Annotated in this window: 14 protein-coding genes; 4 read left to right on the top strand and 10 right to left on the bottom strand. The window is 70.7% G+C overall.

The window, feature by feature from the left end:
* Positions 1-3: 3 nt before the first annotated feature.
* The 5 genes from ACETWP_RS01610 to ACETWP_RS01590 form a co-directional block, all read right to left on the bottom strand.
* The gene (locus ACETWP_RS01610; protein WP_373970431.1) at positions 4-501 is read right to left on the bottom strand and encodes a hypothetical protein; all 498 of its coding nucleotides are present in this window, start codon (positions 499-501) and stop codon (positions 4-6) included.
* Positions 502-591: 90 nt separating this feature from the next.
* Entirely contained in the window at positions 592-1,395 is an 804-nt protein-coding gene (hisN, locus tag ACETWP_RS01605; RefSeq protein ID WP_373970430.1) for a histidinol-phosphatase, read from the bottom strand.
* A gap of 40 nt (positions 1,396-1,435) precedes the next feature.
* On the bottom strand, positions 1,436-2,539 hold the full coding sequence (gene rsgA, locus ACETWP_RS01600) for a ribosome small subunit-dependent GTPase A (protein WP_373970429.1): 1,104 nt from the start codon (positions 2,537-2,539) through the stop codon (positions 1,436-1,438).
* 2 nt (positions 2,540-2,541) lie between these two features.
* Entirely contained in the window at positions 2,542-3,864 is a 1,323-nt protein-coding gene (gene aroA / locus ACETWP_RS01595; RefSeq protein ID WP_373970428.1) for a 3-phosphoshikimate 1-carboxyvinyltransferase, read from the bottom strand.
* Between the two features lie 10 nt (positions 3,865-3,874).
* On the bottom strand, positions 3,875-4,402 hold the full coding sequence (locus ACETWP_RS01590; protein ID WP_373970427.1) for a DoxX family protein: 528 nt from the start codon (positions 4,400-4,402) through the stop codon (positions 3,875-3,877).
* Between the two features lie 177 nt (positions 4,403-4,579).
* On the opposite strand from ACETWP_RS01590, the gene ACETWP_RS01585 reads away from it, so the two are divergent.
* Both ACETWP_RS01585 and rsrA read left to right on the top strand, forming a co-directional pair.
* Positions 4,580-5,305, top strand: coding sequence for a sigma-70 family RNA polymerase sigma factor (locus tag ACETWP_RS01585; RefSeq protein WP_373970426.1), 726 nt, complete (start codon positions 4,580-4,582; stop codon positions 5,303-5,305).
* Positions 5,302-5,568, top strand: a complete 267-nt coding sequence (gene rsrA, locus ACETWP_RS01580; protein WP_373970425.1) for a mycothiol system anti-sigma-R factor — start codon at positions 5,302-5,304, stop codon at positions 5,566-5,568. Before ACETWP_RS01585 ends, rsrA begins: the two co-directional genes overlap by 4 nt.
* Positions 5,569-5,668: 100 nt before the next feature.
* Here the strand turns inward: rsrA and ACETWP_RS01575 are convergent, their stop codons facing one another.
* The 5 genes from ACETWP_RS01575 to ACETWP_RS01555 form a co-directional block, all read right to left on the bottom strand.
* Positions 5,669-5,743, bottom strand: a complete 75-nt coding sequence (locus ACETWP_RS01575) for a 50S ribosomal protein bL37 (RefSeq protein WP_369299106.1) — start codon at positions 5,741-5,743, stop codon at positions 5,669-5,671.
* Between the two features lie 107 nt (positions 5,744-5,850).
* Positions 5,851-6,582, bottom strand: a complete 732-nt coding sequence (locus ACETWP_RS01570; protein ID WP_373970424.1) for a PadR family transcriptional regulator — start codon at positions 6,580-6,582, stop codon at positions 5,851-5,853.
* On the bottom strand, positions 6,582-7,439 hold the full coding sequence (locus tag ACETWP_RS01565; protein WP_373970423.1) for a DUF4097 family beta strand repeat-containing protein: 858 nt from the start codon (positions 7,437-7,439) through the stop codon (positions 6,582-6,584). Before ACETWP_RS01565 ends, ACETWP_RS01570 begins: the two co-directional genes overlap by 1 nt.
* A gap of 138 nt (positions 7,440-7,577) precedes the next feature.
* Positions 7,578-8,183, bottom strand: a complete 606-nt coding sequence (locus tag ACETWP_RS01560; protein ID WP_373970422.1) for a GDSL-type esterase/lipase family protein — start codon at positions 8,181-8,183, stop codon at positions 7,578-7,580.
* A 106-nt stretch (positions 8,184-8,289) separates the two neighbouring features.
* Entirely contained in the window at positions 8,290-12,093 is a 3,804-nt protein-coding gene (locus ACETWP_RS01555; protein WP_373970421.1) for a multifunctional oxoglutarate decarboxylase/oxoglutarate dehydrogenase thiamine pyrophosphate-binding subunit/dihydrolipoyllysine-residue succinyltransferase subunit, read from the bottom strand.
* 435 nt (positions 12,094-12,528) lie between these two features.
* Here ACETWP_RS01555 and ACETWP_RS01550 point away from each other — a divergent pair, with 435 nt between their 5' ends.
* Together ACETWP_RS01550 and ACETWP_RS01545 are read left to right on the top strand one after the other, a co-directional pair.
* Entirely contained in the window at positions 12,529-13,854 is a 1,326-nt protein-coding gene (locus ACETWP_RS01550; protein WP_373970420.1) for a hemolysin family protein, read from the top strand.
* The gene (locus tag ACETWP_RS01545) at positions 13,851-14,942 is read left to right on the top strand and encodes a hemolysin family protein (protein WP_373970419.1); all 1,092 of its coding nucleotides are present in this window, start codon (positions 13,851-13,853) and stop codon (positions 14,940-14,942) included. Before ACETWP_RS01550 ends, ACETWP_RS01545 begins: the two co-directional genes overlap by 4 nt.
* The last annotated feature ends 17 nt before the right edge of the window (positions 14,943-14,959 follow it).

Below are 14,959 nucleotides of genomic sequence, written 5' to 3'. Positions count from 1 at the left end.
GCGCTACTTGGCGTCGCGGGCCGCTTGGCGCCGGGCCCCGGCGGCCTGGGAGGAGGCGCGGGTCTTCTTGGCGCCGGGCGAGGTGCTGTGTCCGGCCACCCGCCCGGTGTCGGCCCCGCCGGGAGGCGGGCCGTCCGGCCCCTGGGGTCCGCTGGATTTCCCCGCCTGCGCGCGTTCCAGGCGTTCGGCCTTGAGCGTCTCGTAGGCCTCCTGCGAGACGACGGCCAACCGCTGGCTGACACGGGAGAGGGCCTCCTCGAAGACCTCGGCGCGTTGGGCGGCCTTGCCGTGGCGGGGACGGGCGGCACCGCGGGCGCCCTCCGCGGAGACTCCGGCGGCGGCGCGCCGACGGTAGTTCTTGGTGTGCTTCGTGCGGGCCCGCCGCACGCGCTTGTGGAGCGCGAGGAGCTCGTCCTCGTCGAGGTGCTCCATCCGCTCGGGTTCGACCTCGCGGATGAGGTCGCGCTCGTCGTCCTTGAGGATTCCCAGAAGGTCTTCCACGGTCGGTTCTCCATTCCTCGCAGCATCCGGGGTTGTGTGGCCGACCTTAGGTGGGGAGCCGCCGGGACGCAAGGATGTGGGCGGGACCGTCTAGTCCCGGTCCCGGGCGAGGATGTCCAGCGCGGCCTGGTGCAGCTTGCCGTTGGTCGCCAGCGCGTTGCCCCCGAAACAGCCGTCCTGCCCCTCCAACGACGAGAAGCGGCCCCCGGCTTCGATGACGATCGGCACGAGGGCCGCCATGTCGTACAGGTTCAGCTCGGGCTCGCACGCGATGTCCACGGCGCCCTCGGCGAGGAGGCAATAGGACCAGAAGTCCCCGTAGGCGCGCGTCCGCCAGACGGCGTCGTGCAGGTCGAGCATCTGCTCCAGCTGCCCGCGCTCGCGCCATCCGCCGAGGCTGGAATAGGACAGCGACGCGTCGGAGAGCTCCGCGACGTTGGAGACGCGCAGGCGCGAGGCGGCGGCGAGCGACTTGCCCGTGTACGCGCCGGTGCCTTCGGCGGCCCACCAGCGCCGGCCGAGCGCGGGGGCGGAGACGAGTCCGACGACGGGTCGGCCCTCGTCCATGAGTGCGATGAGGGTCGCCCAGACCGGGACCCCGCGAACGAAGCTCTTGGTGCCGTCGATCGGGTCGATCACCCAGCGTCGCGCCCCGTGTCCGGTGCTGCCGAACTCCTCGCCCAGCACGGCGTCCCGCGGACGGGCCCGGGCCAGCTGGCTGCGGATGGCCTCCTCGGCGGTCCGATCCGCGTCCGTCACCGGGGTCAGATCCGGCTTGGTGTCCACCTTCAGGTCCAGCGCCTTGAAGCGGGACATGGTCAGGGAATCCACCGAATCCGCGATGACGTGAGCCAGTCGCAGGTCGTCGTTGTAGCTCATTACGTCGCGGGTCATGGCTTCCAACCTACCGCAGGAGCACGCGCGCCCCGCGGTCCTAAACCGTGCCCAGCTGCTTGGAGTCGACCTTGTCCTCGGCGCCGAGCAGGCGGCGCAGCGAGGCCAGCCGGGCTGCTCCCGCCGGTCCGGCCTCCGGCCGCGAGGCCCAGGCGTCGAGGGCGCAGCCGGCCGCGTCGGCCGCGTGCGTGCAGCCCCGGGGGCAGTTTGCGGAGGCGGGGAGCAGGTCGGGGAAGGACTGCAGGATGTTGTCCGGATCCACCAGGGCCAGCCCGAAGGAGCGGATGCCGGGGGTGTCGATGATCCACGTTCCGGGCGGGGCGTCCGCGACGCGCAGGGCCAGGGCCGACGACGACGTGTGCCGGCCGCGTCCGGTGACGGCGTTGACACCGCCCGTGGCGCGCTGGGCTCCGGTGAGCGCGTTGACGAGTGTCGACTTGCCGACGCCCGAGTGGCCCAGGACGACGCTCACCCGGCCGGCCAGAAGCCGGTGCAGTTCCCCGACCGCGCCCGCCTCCAGGCGGGCCGACAGCCCGTCGGCCGAGCGCGCGTCGATGCCCGTGGCACCGTCGCCCGCGGACCGGCTGACGACGACCTCGAGATCCAGATGGCGGTAGTTCTCCAGCAGCGCCGCCGGGTCCTTCACGTCCGCCTTCGTGATGCACAGGATCGGCTCGATGCCCGCATCGTACGCCGCGGCCAGGGCACGGTCGATGAAACCGATGCGGGGCTCCGGATTGGCGGCCGCGACCACGACCACCAGCTGGTCGGCGTTGGCGACGACGACGCGCTCCACCGGATCGGTGTCGTCGGCGCTGCGCCGCAGCAGCGTCCGGCGGTCCTGGATCCGCACGAGCCGCGCGAGTCCGTCCGGGGAGCCGCTGGTGTCGCCGACGAGGGCCACGAAGTCCCCGGGGACCACGGGGGAGCGCCGCAGTTCGCGGGCGCGCGCGGCGACGACCACGCGTTCGTCCGGGGAGTCCTCGTCCAGGATGGCCGTGTAGCGCCCGCGGTCGACCGTAACGATGCGCCCGATCACCGCGTCCTCGTACGCCGGGCGGTCCTTGGTCCGCGGACGGGTGCCCTTCTTGTTCGGGCGGATGCGGACGTCGGACTCGTCCCAGTCGTAGGTGTCGCGGCCCATGGTCAGCGCCGGTCCGCCGTCGCGGCGAGCGCCCGCCACAGCTCGGGGAACTCCGGCATGGTCTTGGACGTGGTGGCGATGTCCTCGACGCTCACGCCGTCCACGGCGAGCCCGATGATGGCCCCGGCCGTGGCCATCCGGTGGTCGGCGTAGCTGCGGAACAGGCCCCCGTGCAACGGGCGCGGACGGACGATCAGGCCGTCCGCGGTCTCCTCGGCGTCCCCGCCGAGGTTGTTGATCTCGGCGACCAGGGCGGCGAGGCGGTCCGTCTCGTGGCCGCGCAGGTGCGCGATGCCGGTGAGCCGGGATTCGCCGTCGGCCAGGGCGCACAGCGCGGCGACCGTGGGGGCGAGCTCCGAGGCGTCCGCCAGGTCGATGCCGCGGATCGGGGCGCCGCCCCGGACGGTGAGCGTTCCGCCGTCGTACTCGACCGACGCGCCCATGCGCGCGAGGATGGAACGCCAGGCGTCGCCGACCTGCGTGGTGTGCTCGGGCCAGTCCGGGACGCGCACCGTTCCCCCCGTGGCCAGTGCGGCCGCCAGGAACGGACCGGCGTTGGACAGGTCCTGCTCGATGCGCACGTCGAACGCGCGGACGGGGCCCGGGGAGACCACCCAGTGGTGGGGGACGGAATCGTCGACCTCGACGCCGGCCTCGCGGAGGACGGCCACGGTCATGCGGATGTGGTCCAGGCTGGGCACCGGCTTGCCCACGTGCTCCAGGTGCAGGCCCTTCTCGAAGCGCGCCGCGACCAGGAGCAGGGCGGAGACGAACTGCGAGGACCCGCTGGCGTCGATCACGAGGTGCCCGCCGGACACGGAGCCGGTGCCCCCCACCGTGAAGGGCAGGCGTCGCGCGCCGCCGTCCTCCACGGCGACGCCGAGGTCCCGCAACGCGTCGACCACCGCGTCCATCGGGCGGTTGCGGGCGTGTGGGTCGCCGTCGAAGCCCACGCGTCCGCGGACGAGCGCGGCGATCGGCGGGACGAACCTCATGACCGTGCCGGCAAGCCCGCAATCGACGGTGGCCTCACCGAGGTCCGCCGCGGGGTCCAGCGGGTGCACCAGCAGATCCGGGCCGAAGCCGCCGTCGCCGGGCACCTCCTCGATCCGCGCGCCGAGCGCGCGGAGGGCCCCCACCATGAGCACCGAGTCGCGGGAGTGCAGCGGCGCCCGGAGGCGGCTGGGGCCGTCGGCGACGGCGGCAAGGACCAGGTACCGGTTCGTGAGCGACTTCGACGCCGGGACGCGGACCGTCGCATCGACGGGGGCGCCGGCGCGTGGGGCGGGCCACGGTGCCGGGGCCACGGCTGCGGTGTTCGTCATGCGGCGTTTCCTAGTGGCCGATCACTTCACCGGCGGTCTTGCGGGCGTCCTTCGCGGTGCGGCGGACGGCGCGGCCGAGGTCCTTGTTCGTCTTGTGCAGCTGCTTGCGCGCGTCGGCGGTCAGGTGCTGGGCGCGCCACGCCAGCGAGGGGTTGCCCGCGGTGTCGACGGCGGCCAGCAGCACGCCGCCCGCCAGGGAGGCGTTGCGCAGGCGCGCGCCCGAGCTCGAGGGACCCCCGTTGGAGCCGTCCTCGAACGAGGTCAACGCGGAGGTGCCGACCAGCAGGGACGCCGACAGGCGCGGGAACTTGCCCAGCGCGAACAGGAGGCCGGCGACCACCTGGACGCCGCCGACGATGCGCGCGACGGACGCGGGCCGGTCGGCGGCCTCCGTGAACTGCGGAAGGACCGCGGAGATGCGGCGCAGTCCCGGGCGCAACCGCTCCCCGGACTCCTCCGGCTTGCGCAGCCGCTCCAGTCCGGACCAGACGAAGCTCGAGGCGAGCAGTGGGCGGGCGATCAGGCGGACAGGTGACATGGGTGCCTCCGGGTGCGTCGGGTTCTGTGAGCTTCCCTTAGTCTTACACTTTTTCGGCCCCGGCGAACCCCACCGCGGGAATACCGCCCAACGCAGCGGCGTTGTGATCATCGTGTGCGGGGCGTCGACAGGCGTCCCGGGACGGCGCCACCGCGCGCCGGGGAAGGGGCCATGCCGATGACCACCATGACAGCCACCAAGCCCGCCGATGCGGGTCCGACGCCCGGCGTACACTGGGGCGTGATGACCGAGAGCAGCCAGAGCACAGAAATCGTGCCCGACGGGGCCGAGTCCGACGAGCAGCGCCGCGAACGCTTCGAGCGCGACGCCCTCCAATATGTCGACCAGCTCTACTCCGCCGCCATGCGGATGGCGCGCAATCCCAGCGACGCCGAGGACCTGGTCCAGGAGGCCTACACGAAGGCCTACTCGGCGTTCCACCAGTACAAGCCGGGGACCAACCTCAAGGCGTGGCTGTACCGGATCCTGACGAACACCTACATCAACCTCTACCGCAAGCGGCAGCGGGAGCCCCTGCGGTCGAGCACGGACACGGTCGAGGACTGGCAGATGGCCCAGGCGGCGGAGCACACGCCCACGGGTCTGCGCTCGGCCGAGGCGGAGGCGCTGGACCACCTGCCGGATTCCGACGTGAAGGACGCGCTCCAGTCGATTCCGGAGGAGTTCCGCCTGGCGGTCTATTTCGCGGACGTCGAGGGCTTCGCCTACAAGGAGGTCGCCGAGATTCTCGGCATCCCGATGGGGACGGTGATGTCCCGCCTGCACCGCGGCCGCAAGCAACTGAGGGAGTTGCTGGCCGACTACGCGGCCGAGCGCGGGCTGGGCAAGGACAGAATAGCGAGCGGCCGGGCGACGGCGGCCGGTCAGGAGGGAAAACCATGAGCGATTGCCATTCACTGGGCGACTGCGAGGACACGCGGATCGTCCGGCTCTACGAATACCTCGACGGGGCGCTGTCCCTGGAGGACCTCAACGACGTGAAGAACCACCTGGAGCACTGCGACGAGTGCGCCCAGGAATACGACCTGGAATGCATCATCCGATCCGTCGTGCGCCGCAGCTGCCGCGAGGTGGCTCCCGAGACGCTGAAGTCGCGCATCATGGGCCGGATCAGCGAGATCCGCGTCGAGGTCGGACACGGCTGAGGCCTGCCTGAACCCGCCACGTCGGCGCCCCCGGGGTTGGCCCACGCACAAGGGCCCGCATCCTCCAAAAGGATGCGGGCCCTTGTCGACGGTCTACCGTTTAGGTGTTGGGACGCTTACCGTGGTTCGCGCCGCCGCGCTTACGGTCGCGACGCTTGCGTGCTCGCTTGCTCATGGCTGGCCTCCTCGCTTGTCGATGCCCGGAAATGGACTGCTACACAGTCTCCCACATGCCCGGTTCAGCACATAAACGGGCGCGCGTCGGCGCGCCCGGGGTCCCGCTCAGCGTAGCGCCGCCCGGATCGAGGATCTGGCCTGATCGAGCACGGCCTTGACCGTCGCGGGCGCCGACGCCGGGACCGAACCACCGGCGGCCGCGATCCGCAGGTCCAGGCGCAGCTGCGCGCGGAAGTCGTCCAACTGGTGCTCGAGCTCGAGCAGCTCGCGGGGTCCGTCCACGCGTGGCCCCGTATCGGCGGGGACCCGTGGTGCGCCCACCCGGGGTGGCCGCGCGGCGTCGTCGGAGGGGTCCGGGGGGCCGCCGCCGGCCGCGGCTGGCGGCGCCGCGTCGTGGCCGGGGCCGCCGCCGACCGGGCGCGTCCGCGGTCCCCGGCGCGCGGCGGTCCCGCCGAGGCGTTCCGCGGTCGCCGCGAGGTCGGCCCGCAGGCCGCGCATGTTGTCCCGGATCTCGCTGCCGAGCGTCTCGGCCAGCCGGGCGACTGAGGCCGAGATGTCGTCGTCGATGCCCTCCAGCTCGTCCCGCCGGCCCGCGACCTCTTGCGCCCCGGCCTCCGTGAGCGAGTAAACGGTCCTGCGGCCGATGCGCTCCGTGGCGACCAGGCCCTCCTCCCCGAGCTTCGCGAGGCGCGGGTAGACGCTCCCGGCGCTGGGGGAGTAGGTGCCGCCGAAGCGGTCCTCGAGCGCCTTGATGATGTCGTAGCCGTGCCGCGGGCCCTCCTCCAGCACGCGCAGGAGGTACAGGCGCATGGCGCCGTGCGCGAAGACCGAGGCCACTAGCGCCCCGCCCCGGAGGTCTCGGACGGGGCCGCGTGGAATACGGCAACCCGGCCGGAGACACCCTCCGTCCTGATGGCGACCGACGGGTCCGCCGGCCCCTCTGAGACGCGCACGTCCGTCCCGATCCCGCGGAACGACTGCTCGTTCAGGGCCACGGACCCGGACGCGGTCCTGGCCGCGAGCTGGATCCCGACGCCCTCGGGCACGCGGATGCGCACGGCCCCGGACACCGTGGTGGCGGAGACGGTCTCCGGCCGGCCGTGCAGATCGAGGTGGATCGAGCCGCTGACCGACTCGGCGATGACGTCGCTCAGGTCTCCGCTGGCGGTGATGTCGCCGCTGACCGACTCGGCGGCCAGCCGGCCGCGGTGCCCGCGGACGATCGCCTCGCCGCTGACGGTGTGGACGCTCAGGCGGCCGGAGGTGCCGTCGACCAGCAGCGGCCCGGTCACCGTCCGCGCCGAGACCTCGGCGTCGATCCCGGCAACGAGCGTCTCGCCGACGGCGGTCTTGACCGTCACGCGCGTCCGGGCGGGAACGGCGATCGAGGCGACGCAGCGCTCCTTCGCCTTCCCCGGCGGGACCTGGCCGCCGGTCAGCAGCCGTTCGAGGAACCGCGCGGCCGAGGTGCGGTGTGTCAGGGTCAGGATGCCGTCGCGCAGTTCGACGGCGAGGGGGTCGCCACGCACCTCGACGACCTCGATCCGGGCGATGTCGCCGGCGCGCCCCAGGACGTCGATGCGGCCGGCCGTGGAGTCGACCACGAGTTCGCGCACGCCGTCGAGGTCGATGGTCCGGGGGGCGGTGACTTTCCAGTCCCGCTGTTCCGCGTCCCCGTTGGGCAAGGATTCCATGACGGCACCTCTTCCGTGGCAAGAATTCGCGATGTATCGCGTTGTAAGACACGATATATCGCGTCTTGCCGGACGGCAAGGGGCGCGAACGCGCGAGCGCCCGTCACCGGAAGGGTGACGGGCGCCCGCACGGTACGGTCAGGAGTTGGCCGGCTCGGGAAGGTCGAGCCAACGGTGCCACCCGCGGTGCAGGACAAGCCAGGCGATGAGCCCGTGGCCGGCCTGTCCGGGTAGGCCGCGGTTGGCGGCGAGGTCGTTCCGCCACTGGTCGTGGCCGCGCAGGGGCGTAAACGTGTCCACGAACGCGTGGTGGCGGCGCGAGGCGACGTCGCCGTAGGCGGCCGACAGCTCCGCGAGGCGGGCGTTGCGCTCGTCGTCCAGCCCCGGCGTCGGACCGACCACCAGCGCCTTGATGCTCATCTGCGAGGCGGCATCCAGGATGTTGGCGAGGTTCAGCCGGCTGCGCGCGGTCGACAGCCCGAGGTCGAGGTCGTAGTCGGAAAGGGCCACCACGAGGCGGTTGTCGCACCCGTCCCCGAAACGCCGGCCGGCCTCCTCCAGCCAGCGCTGCGCCAACGCCTCGGTGCCCTCGTCCGGGGCGGCGAGCTGGTAGCTCTCCAGCCGGACGTCGTCGGCGGGCGTGCGGGCGATGACCCGGCCGTACCAGCCCAGGGCGCGGGGATCGCCGTGGCCCGCCAGGAGCTCGTTGCCTACTGCGGCGATGCGAATCGTGCGTTGTTCCACGAAAGACCTTTCTCGGTGGATAGGGCAACCCTAGCGGGGGGCCGTGGACGCCGGAGGGCGGGACAATCCAGTCCCGCCCTCCGGTCTGGGCGCCGTTCGGCCCCGGTCAGGCGCGGTCGAACGCCTGCTGCAGCAGCTGCGACTGCTCGATGTCGTGCCGCTTGTGGGAACCGGTCGACGTCGCGGCGGACGCGGCCCGGGAGACCAGCTTGACCGGACGGTCGAGCTGCGGCGCCAGGCTGAGGCCGATGAAGGGCCAGGGCCCCTGGTTGGCCGGCTCGTCCTGGGCCCACACGAGGTCGGCGTTCGGGTACTTCGCCAGCTCCGCGGCGATCTCCTCCAGCGGCAGCGGATAGAGCTGCTCGATGCGCACGATCGCGACCTTCCGGTCGTCGGCCTTCTTGCGCGCCGCCTCGAGATCGTAGTACAGGCGTCCGGAGACGAGCACCACGCGGTCCACCTGCGCGTCGTCCAACCCCGCGGTGTCGGGGATGACCGGCTGGAAGCTGCGCTCGGTGAAGTCCTCCACGGAGCACGCGGCGGCCTTGAGGCGCAGCAGCTGCTTCGGGGTGAAGATGATCAGCGGCTTGCGCGGCCGTGCGTAGGCCTGGCGGCGGAGCAGGTGGAAGTGGTTCGCGCCCGTCGACGGGTTGGCTACGATCATGTTGTCCTCGGCGCACATGAGCAGGAAGCGCTCGATGCGGGCCGACGAGTGGTCCGGCCCCTGGCCCTCGTACCCGTGCGGCAGCATCAGCACCAGCGACGAGCGCTGGCCCCATTTCTGTTCCGCGGAGGAGATGAACTCGTCGATGACGGTCTGCGCGCCGTTGACGAAGTCGCCGAACTGCGCCTCCCACAGCACGAGCGCGTCGGGGCGCTCGACCGAGTAGCCGTACTCGAAGCCCATGGCCGCGTATTCGGAGAGCAGCGAATCGTAGATCCACAGCTTGGCCTGGTCGTCGGAGAGGTGGTGCAGGGGCATCCATTCGTCGCCGTTGGCGCGGTCGTGGAAGACCGCGTGGCGCTGGACGAAGGTTCCGCGGCGGGAATCCTGCCCGGCGAGACGGACGGGCACCCCCTCCATCGAGAGTGAGCCGAAGGCCGCGACCTCGGCGAAGCCCCAGTCGATCCCGCCCTCGCGGGACATCTGCTCGCGGCGCTCCAGGAGTGCCTTGAGCTTGGGGTGCACCGTGAACCCGTCCGGGATGTCCGTGTGCGCGGCGCCGATCCGTGCGAGCGTCTCGGCGCTGATGGCGGTCTCGGTCCGGGACGGGGTGTCCGAATCGTCGCGCTGCGACGTCGGGACCTCCAGGTCGTGGACGGTTCCGCCGCTGCCGATCACCGGGATGGGGGAGGTTTGCGCGGCGTGGGTCTCCGAGAAGACACGCTCCAGGCGCTCCTGGTAGTCGCGCAGCGCCTGGTCGGCCTCCTCCTGCGTGATGTCGCCGCGGCCGACGAGGGCCTCGGTGTACAGCTTGCGGGTGGAGCGCTTGGCCTCGATGAGGTTGTACATCATCGGCTGCGTCATCGACGGGTCGTCGCCCTCGTTGTGACCGCGGCGGCGGTAGCAGACCATGTCGATGACGACGTCCTTGTGGAACTTCTGGCGGTACTTGAACGCGAACTGCGCCACGCGGACGACGGCCTCGGGGTCGTCGCCGTTGACGTGGAACACCGGCGCCTGCACCATCTTCGCGACGTCGGTCGAATACACCGAGGAGCGCGAGGCGGTCGGGGACGTCGTGAAGCCGACCTGGTTGTTCACCACCACGTGGATGGTGCCGCCGGTGCGGTAGCCACGCAGCTGGGAAAGGTTGAGCGTCTCGGCGACGACGCCCTGGCCGGCGAACGCCGCGTCGCCGTGGACGAGGATCGGCAGGACGCCGAAGCCGCCGTCGCCCTGGTCCAGCCGGTCCTGCTTGGCGCGGACGATGCCCTCGAGGACCGAGTCGACGGCCTCGAGGTGCGACGGGTTGGCGGCGAGGTAGACCTTCGTCTCGTTGCCGTGGTCCGACGTGAACTTGCCCTCGGTGCCCAGGTGGTACTTGACGTCGCCGGAGCCCTGGACGCTCCGCGGGTCCTGGGTCCCCTCGAACTCGCGGAAGACCTGGGCGTACGTCTTGCCGGCGATGTTGGTGAGGACGTTGAGGCGGCCGCGGTGGGCCATGCCGATGGCGACCTCGTCGAGGCCGTGGTCGGCCGCGTCGGAGATGATGCCGTCCAGCAGCGGGATGAGCGACTCCCCGCCCTCGAGCGAGAATCGCTTCTGGCCGACGAACTTGGTCTGCAGGAAGGTCTCGAAGGCCTCGGCGGCGTTGAGCGTGCCCAGGATGCGCAGCTGCTCCTCGCGCGTCGGCTTGCTGTATTCGTGCTCCAGCTCGGTCTGGAACCAGTCGCGCTCGGCGGGATCCTGGATGTGCATGTACTCGATGCCGGTGGTGCGGCAGTACGCGTCGCGGAGGACGCCGAGGATCTTGCGCAAGGGCAGGCGCGGCTGTCCGCCGAAGCCCCCGGTGACCCACTCGCGGTCCAGGTCCCACAGGGTCAAGCCGTAGGTCTGGATGTCCAGGTCCGGGTGGCGGCGCTGGACGTACTCGAGCGGGTTCGTGTCGGCCATGAGGTGGCCGCGCACGCGGTAGGCGTGGATGAGCTGCTGGATCCGGGCGATCTTGTTGACCTGGAGCTCGACGTCGACCTGGTTGTCGACAATCCAGCGGACGGGCTCGTAGGGGATGCGCAGCGACTCGAAGATCTCGTCGTAGAAGCCCTGCTCGCCCAGCAGCAGCGACTCGACCAGGCGGAGGAACTCGCCGGAGCCGGCGCCCTGGATGACGCGGTGGTCGTACGTGGACGTCAGCGTGATGACCTTGCCGATGCCCTGCGTGGCGATCGTCTTCTCGCTCGAGCCGCGGAAGGCGGCCGGGTACTCGAGGGCGCCGACGCCGACGATGGTCGCCTGGCCCTTCGAGAGGCGGGGCACCGAGTGGACGGTGCCGATGCCGCCCGGATTGGTCAGCGACACGGTGGTGCCCGCGTAGTCGTCGGCCGTGAGCTTCCCGTTGCGGGCGCGCTTGATCAGGTCCTCGTAGGTGTTCCAGAACTCGGAGAAGTTGAGGTTCTCCGCCTTCTTAATGTTCGGGACCGCTAGCATCCGGGAACCGTCGGGCTTGGGCATGTCGATCGCGATGCCGAAGTTCACGTGTGCCGGCTGGACGGCCATGGGCTTGCCGTCGACCTCGGCATAGGTCACGTTCTGCGAGGGGAAGAGCTTCAGCGCCCGGATGACGGCGAAGCCGATGAGGTGCGTGAAGGAGACCTTGCCGCCGCGGGCGCGGCGCAGGTGGCTGTTGATGACGATGCGGTTGTCGATCAGGGCCTTGGCGGGAACGGCGCGCACCGTCGTGGCCGTGGGGACAGTGAGGCTCTGCTCCATGTTGGTGGCGATCGCCTTGGCGGGACCACGCAGGGGAGTGCGCTTATCCTCCTCGGTCGCGCCCGCGGCGCCGGCGGACTTCGGCAACTCCGCGGGGATGGGCTGCGTCTTCGCGGCGGATTCCTGGGCCGGACGAGGGCGTTCCTTCTCGGTCTGCGGGGCCTTGTCGGCCTGCGCCGGGACACGGGTGGACGCCTCCCCTGCCGTGGACTCGGACGAGGAGCCGGACGTGGTGTCCGTGGCGTCGACGACGCGGGCCTGGGTCGCGGCGCGCGGCGCCGCCTGCGACTTGGCCGCGGAGTCGGCGGGGGCCGTGCCGCTGTTGGAGGACTCCGGGGCGCCGAACGACTCGAAGATGTCCCACCACTTCTTGTCGACCGAGTTCTTGTCGCGCAGGAACTGCTCGTAGAGTTCGTCGACGAGCCACTCGTTCCCGCCGAATTCCTCGGTCAGCCGGTGGTGCGGTTGGTCTGGCACGGTTACGCCTCTTCCTTGGTTGCCTCGTCGCTCGTTGCCGCGGATTCGGGACAGCACGACGATCCTGTCCCAAGCCCACCGCCAGTCTAATGACTTTCGCGCGGGCGTTGCGAATCTACCGCGGCCTTGCGCGCCGCATGACACGCGGGCGGGGGGCCGGCGAGGCGAACGCGCCGAAATGCGCCGCCGACCCCGCCGGAACGCGCCCGGCGGGATGGCCCGCGCGCCTGTCGGCGGACACCGGAACTTCTGTAGACTGGGGTCCTTATGGACAGCCACTCTCTGTGCCGGTCAGCCGCGAATTCGCGCCGGGCCGGCATTTCCCGTCATTGTTCCCCCCAGACCCCCGACGCCGCATCGGAGCCTTCCAGACCGGGCCGCACCCCGAGTGGACACGTCTCCGGCCGGCCGGCCCGCCGGGCGGTGGCGTCGTAGGTGGAATGGCTCTTCCTGTTCTTCGGCCTGCTGCTGATCCTCGGCACCGGCTTCTTCGTGGCCGTCGAGTTCTCGCTCGTGGCGCTCGACCAGACCACGGTGCAGCGAGCGATCGAGGCGGGCGACAAGGCGGCAATCCCGCTGTTGCGATGCCTCAAGTCGCTCTCGACCCAGCTGTCTTCGTGCCAGCTCGGCATCACGCTGACCACGCTGCTCACGGGCTACGTCATGGAGCCCTCGGTCGGCAAGCTCCTGACGCCCGTTCTGGAGTCGGCGGGTCTCGGCGCCGCCGCGGCGCCGACGTCGCTGATCGTCGCCATGGTCCTGGCGACCCTGTTCTCCATGGTCATCGGCGAACTGATCCCGAAGAACCTCGCGATTGCCAAGGCGTTCGCGATCGGCCGGGCCGTCGCCCGTCCGCAGCTGGTCTTCACCGCGGTGTTCAAGCCCGCGATCGTGCTGCTCAACGGCTTCTCCAACCGCGTGCTGCACCTGGTGGGCCTCGAGGCCAAGGAGGAGATCTCCGGCGCGCGCAGCCCGGCGGAGCTGGCCTCGCTCGTGCGCCGATCGGCGGAGATGGGAACTTTGGACCGCGACACCGCCAACTTCCTCTCCCGCACGCTGCGCTTCTCCGAGCGGTCCGCCGCCGACGTGATGACGCCGCGCATCCGCATGGAAACGGTCCGCCATGACGACCCGCTGACCGAGGTCATCGAAACGGCGCGCCGCACGGGGTATTCCCGGTTCCCGGTGATCGGCGACTCCGCCGACGACGTCCTCGGCGTCTGCCACGTGAAGAAGGCCGTGGCCGTCCCGCGGCGCAAGCGCGGCGGGCTGGTCGCGGCGAACATCATGACCGACATCATCTCGGTCCCCGAGACCGTGCACCTGAACTCGCTCATCTCCGATCTGCGCGAGGCCAACCTGCAGGTCGCCATGGTCCTGGACGAATACGGGGGGACCGCCGGGATGGTCACGCTGGAGGACCTCGTGGAGGAGATCGTCGGCGAGGTCAGCGACGAACACGACCGCACCAAGCCCGGGGTCCTGCAGTCCGCCTCCGGCATCTGGTACTTCCCGGGTCTGCTGCGGCCCGACGAGTTGGGGGACCAGGTCCCCGGTCTCACGGTCCCCGACGACGCGGCCTATGAGACGGTCGGCGGCTACATCATGAGCGAACTGGGCCGGATTCCCGCCATCGGCGACGAGGTGGAGACCGGTTCCGGCTCCCTCGTGGTCGAGCGCATGGACGGGCGCAGGGTGGACCGGGTCAGGTTCCTCCCCGCCCCCGAGACGGCCATCAACCACACGGAGGACGCACGATGAGCGACTGGGCCGGAATCGGCTGGCTGGTGGTGTTGCTGCTCGGCAACGCCTTCTTCGTCGGCGCCGAGTTCGCCGTGATGTCCGCGCGGCGCAGCCAGATCGAGCCCCTGGCAGACGCCGGGCGCAAGAGCGCGCAGACCGCGCTGCGGGCGATGGAGAACGTCTCGCTCATGCTCGCGGTCTGCCAGCTGGGCATCACGGTCTGCTCGCTGTTGATCCTCAATGTCGCCGAGCCGGCCATCCACCACTTGTTCGCGGCCCCGCTCGAGGCGATCGGGGTCCCGCACGGAATCGCCGACACCACGGCGTTCATCATGGCGCTGCTGATCGTCACGTTCCTCCATGTGACCTTCGGCGAGATGGTGCCCAAGAACATCTCCGTCAGCGTCGCCGACAAGGCCGTCCTCGTGCTCGCCCCGCCGCTGCTGTTCCTCTCCAAGGTCGTTCACCCCGTCGTCGCCTCGCTGAACTGGATCGCCAACCGCGCGCTTCACCTGCTCGGCGTCGAGGCCAAGGACGAGGTGACCTCCTCCTTCACGCTGGAGGAGGTCCAGTCGATCGTCCAGGAATCAACGAGGCGCGGACTCGTCGAGGACGCGAACGGGTTGCTCTCCGGCGCGCTCGAGTTCTCCGACTACACGGCCGAGGGCATCATGGTGCCCCTGGGCGAGCTGGTCGCGTTGCCGGCGAACACGACGCCGGCGCAGTTCGAGCGCGCCGTCGGCCGCACGGGCTTTTCCCGTTTCGTCATCCTGGACGAAGACGAGAACCTGTCGGGCTACCTGCACCTCAAGGACGTCATGAACATCCCGCCGACCCGGTACGACGAGCCCATCCCGGTCACCAAGCTGCGCACGCTGGCGAACCTGCGGCCGGACGACGAGATCGAGGACGCCCTGGCGGTCATGCAACGAACGGGCTCCCACCTCGCGCGCGTCAACGACTCCGCTGGGGCCACCCGCGGCATCCTCTTCCTCGAGGACGTGCTGGAGCAGTTGGTCGGCGAAATCCGCGATGCGACGCAGACCCAGGGCATTCGGCGGCAGAACGGCTTGAGCCATAATGAAAATGAATCGCATTTGAGTTAGAGTGGAGACTCCGCACG

Source organism: Arthrobacter halodurans (genome assembly GCF_041877255.1).
Classification (GTDB): Bacteria; Actinomycetota; Actinomycetes; order Actinomycetales; family Micrococcaceae; genus Arthrobacter_N; species Arthrobacter_N halodurans.
Note: the sequence above shows the minus strand (reverse complement) of the source record. Positions and strands in the feature narration are given on the sequence as shown.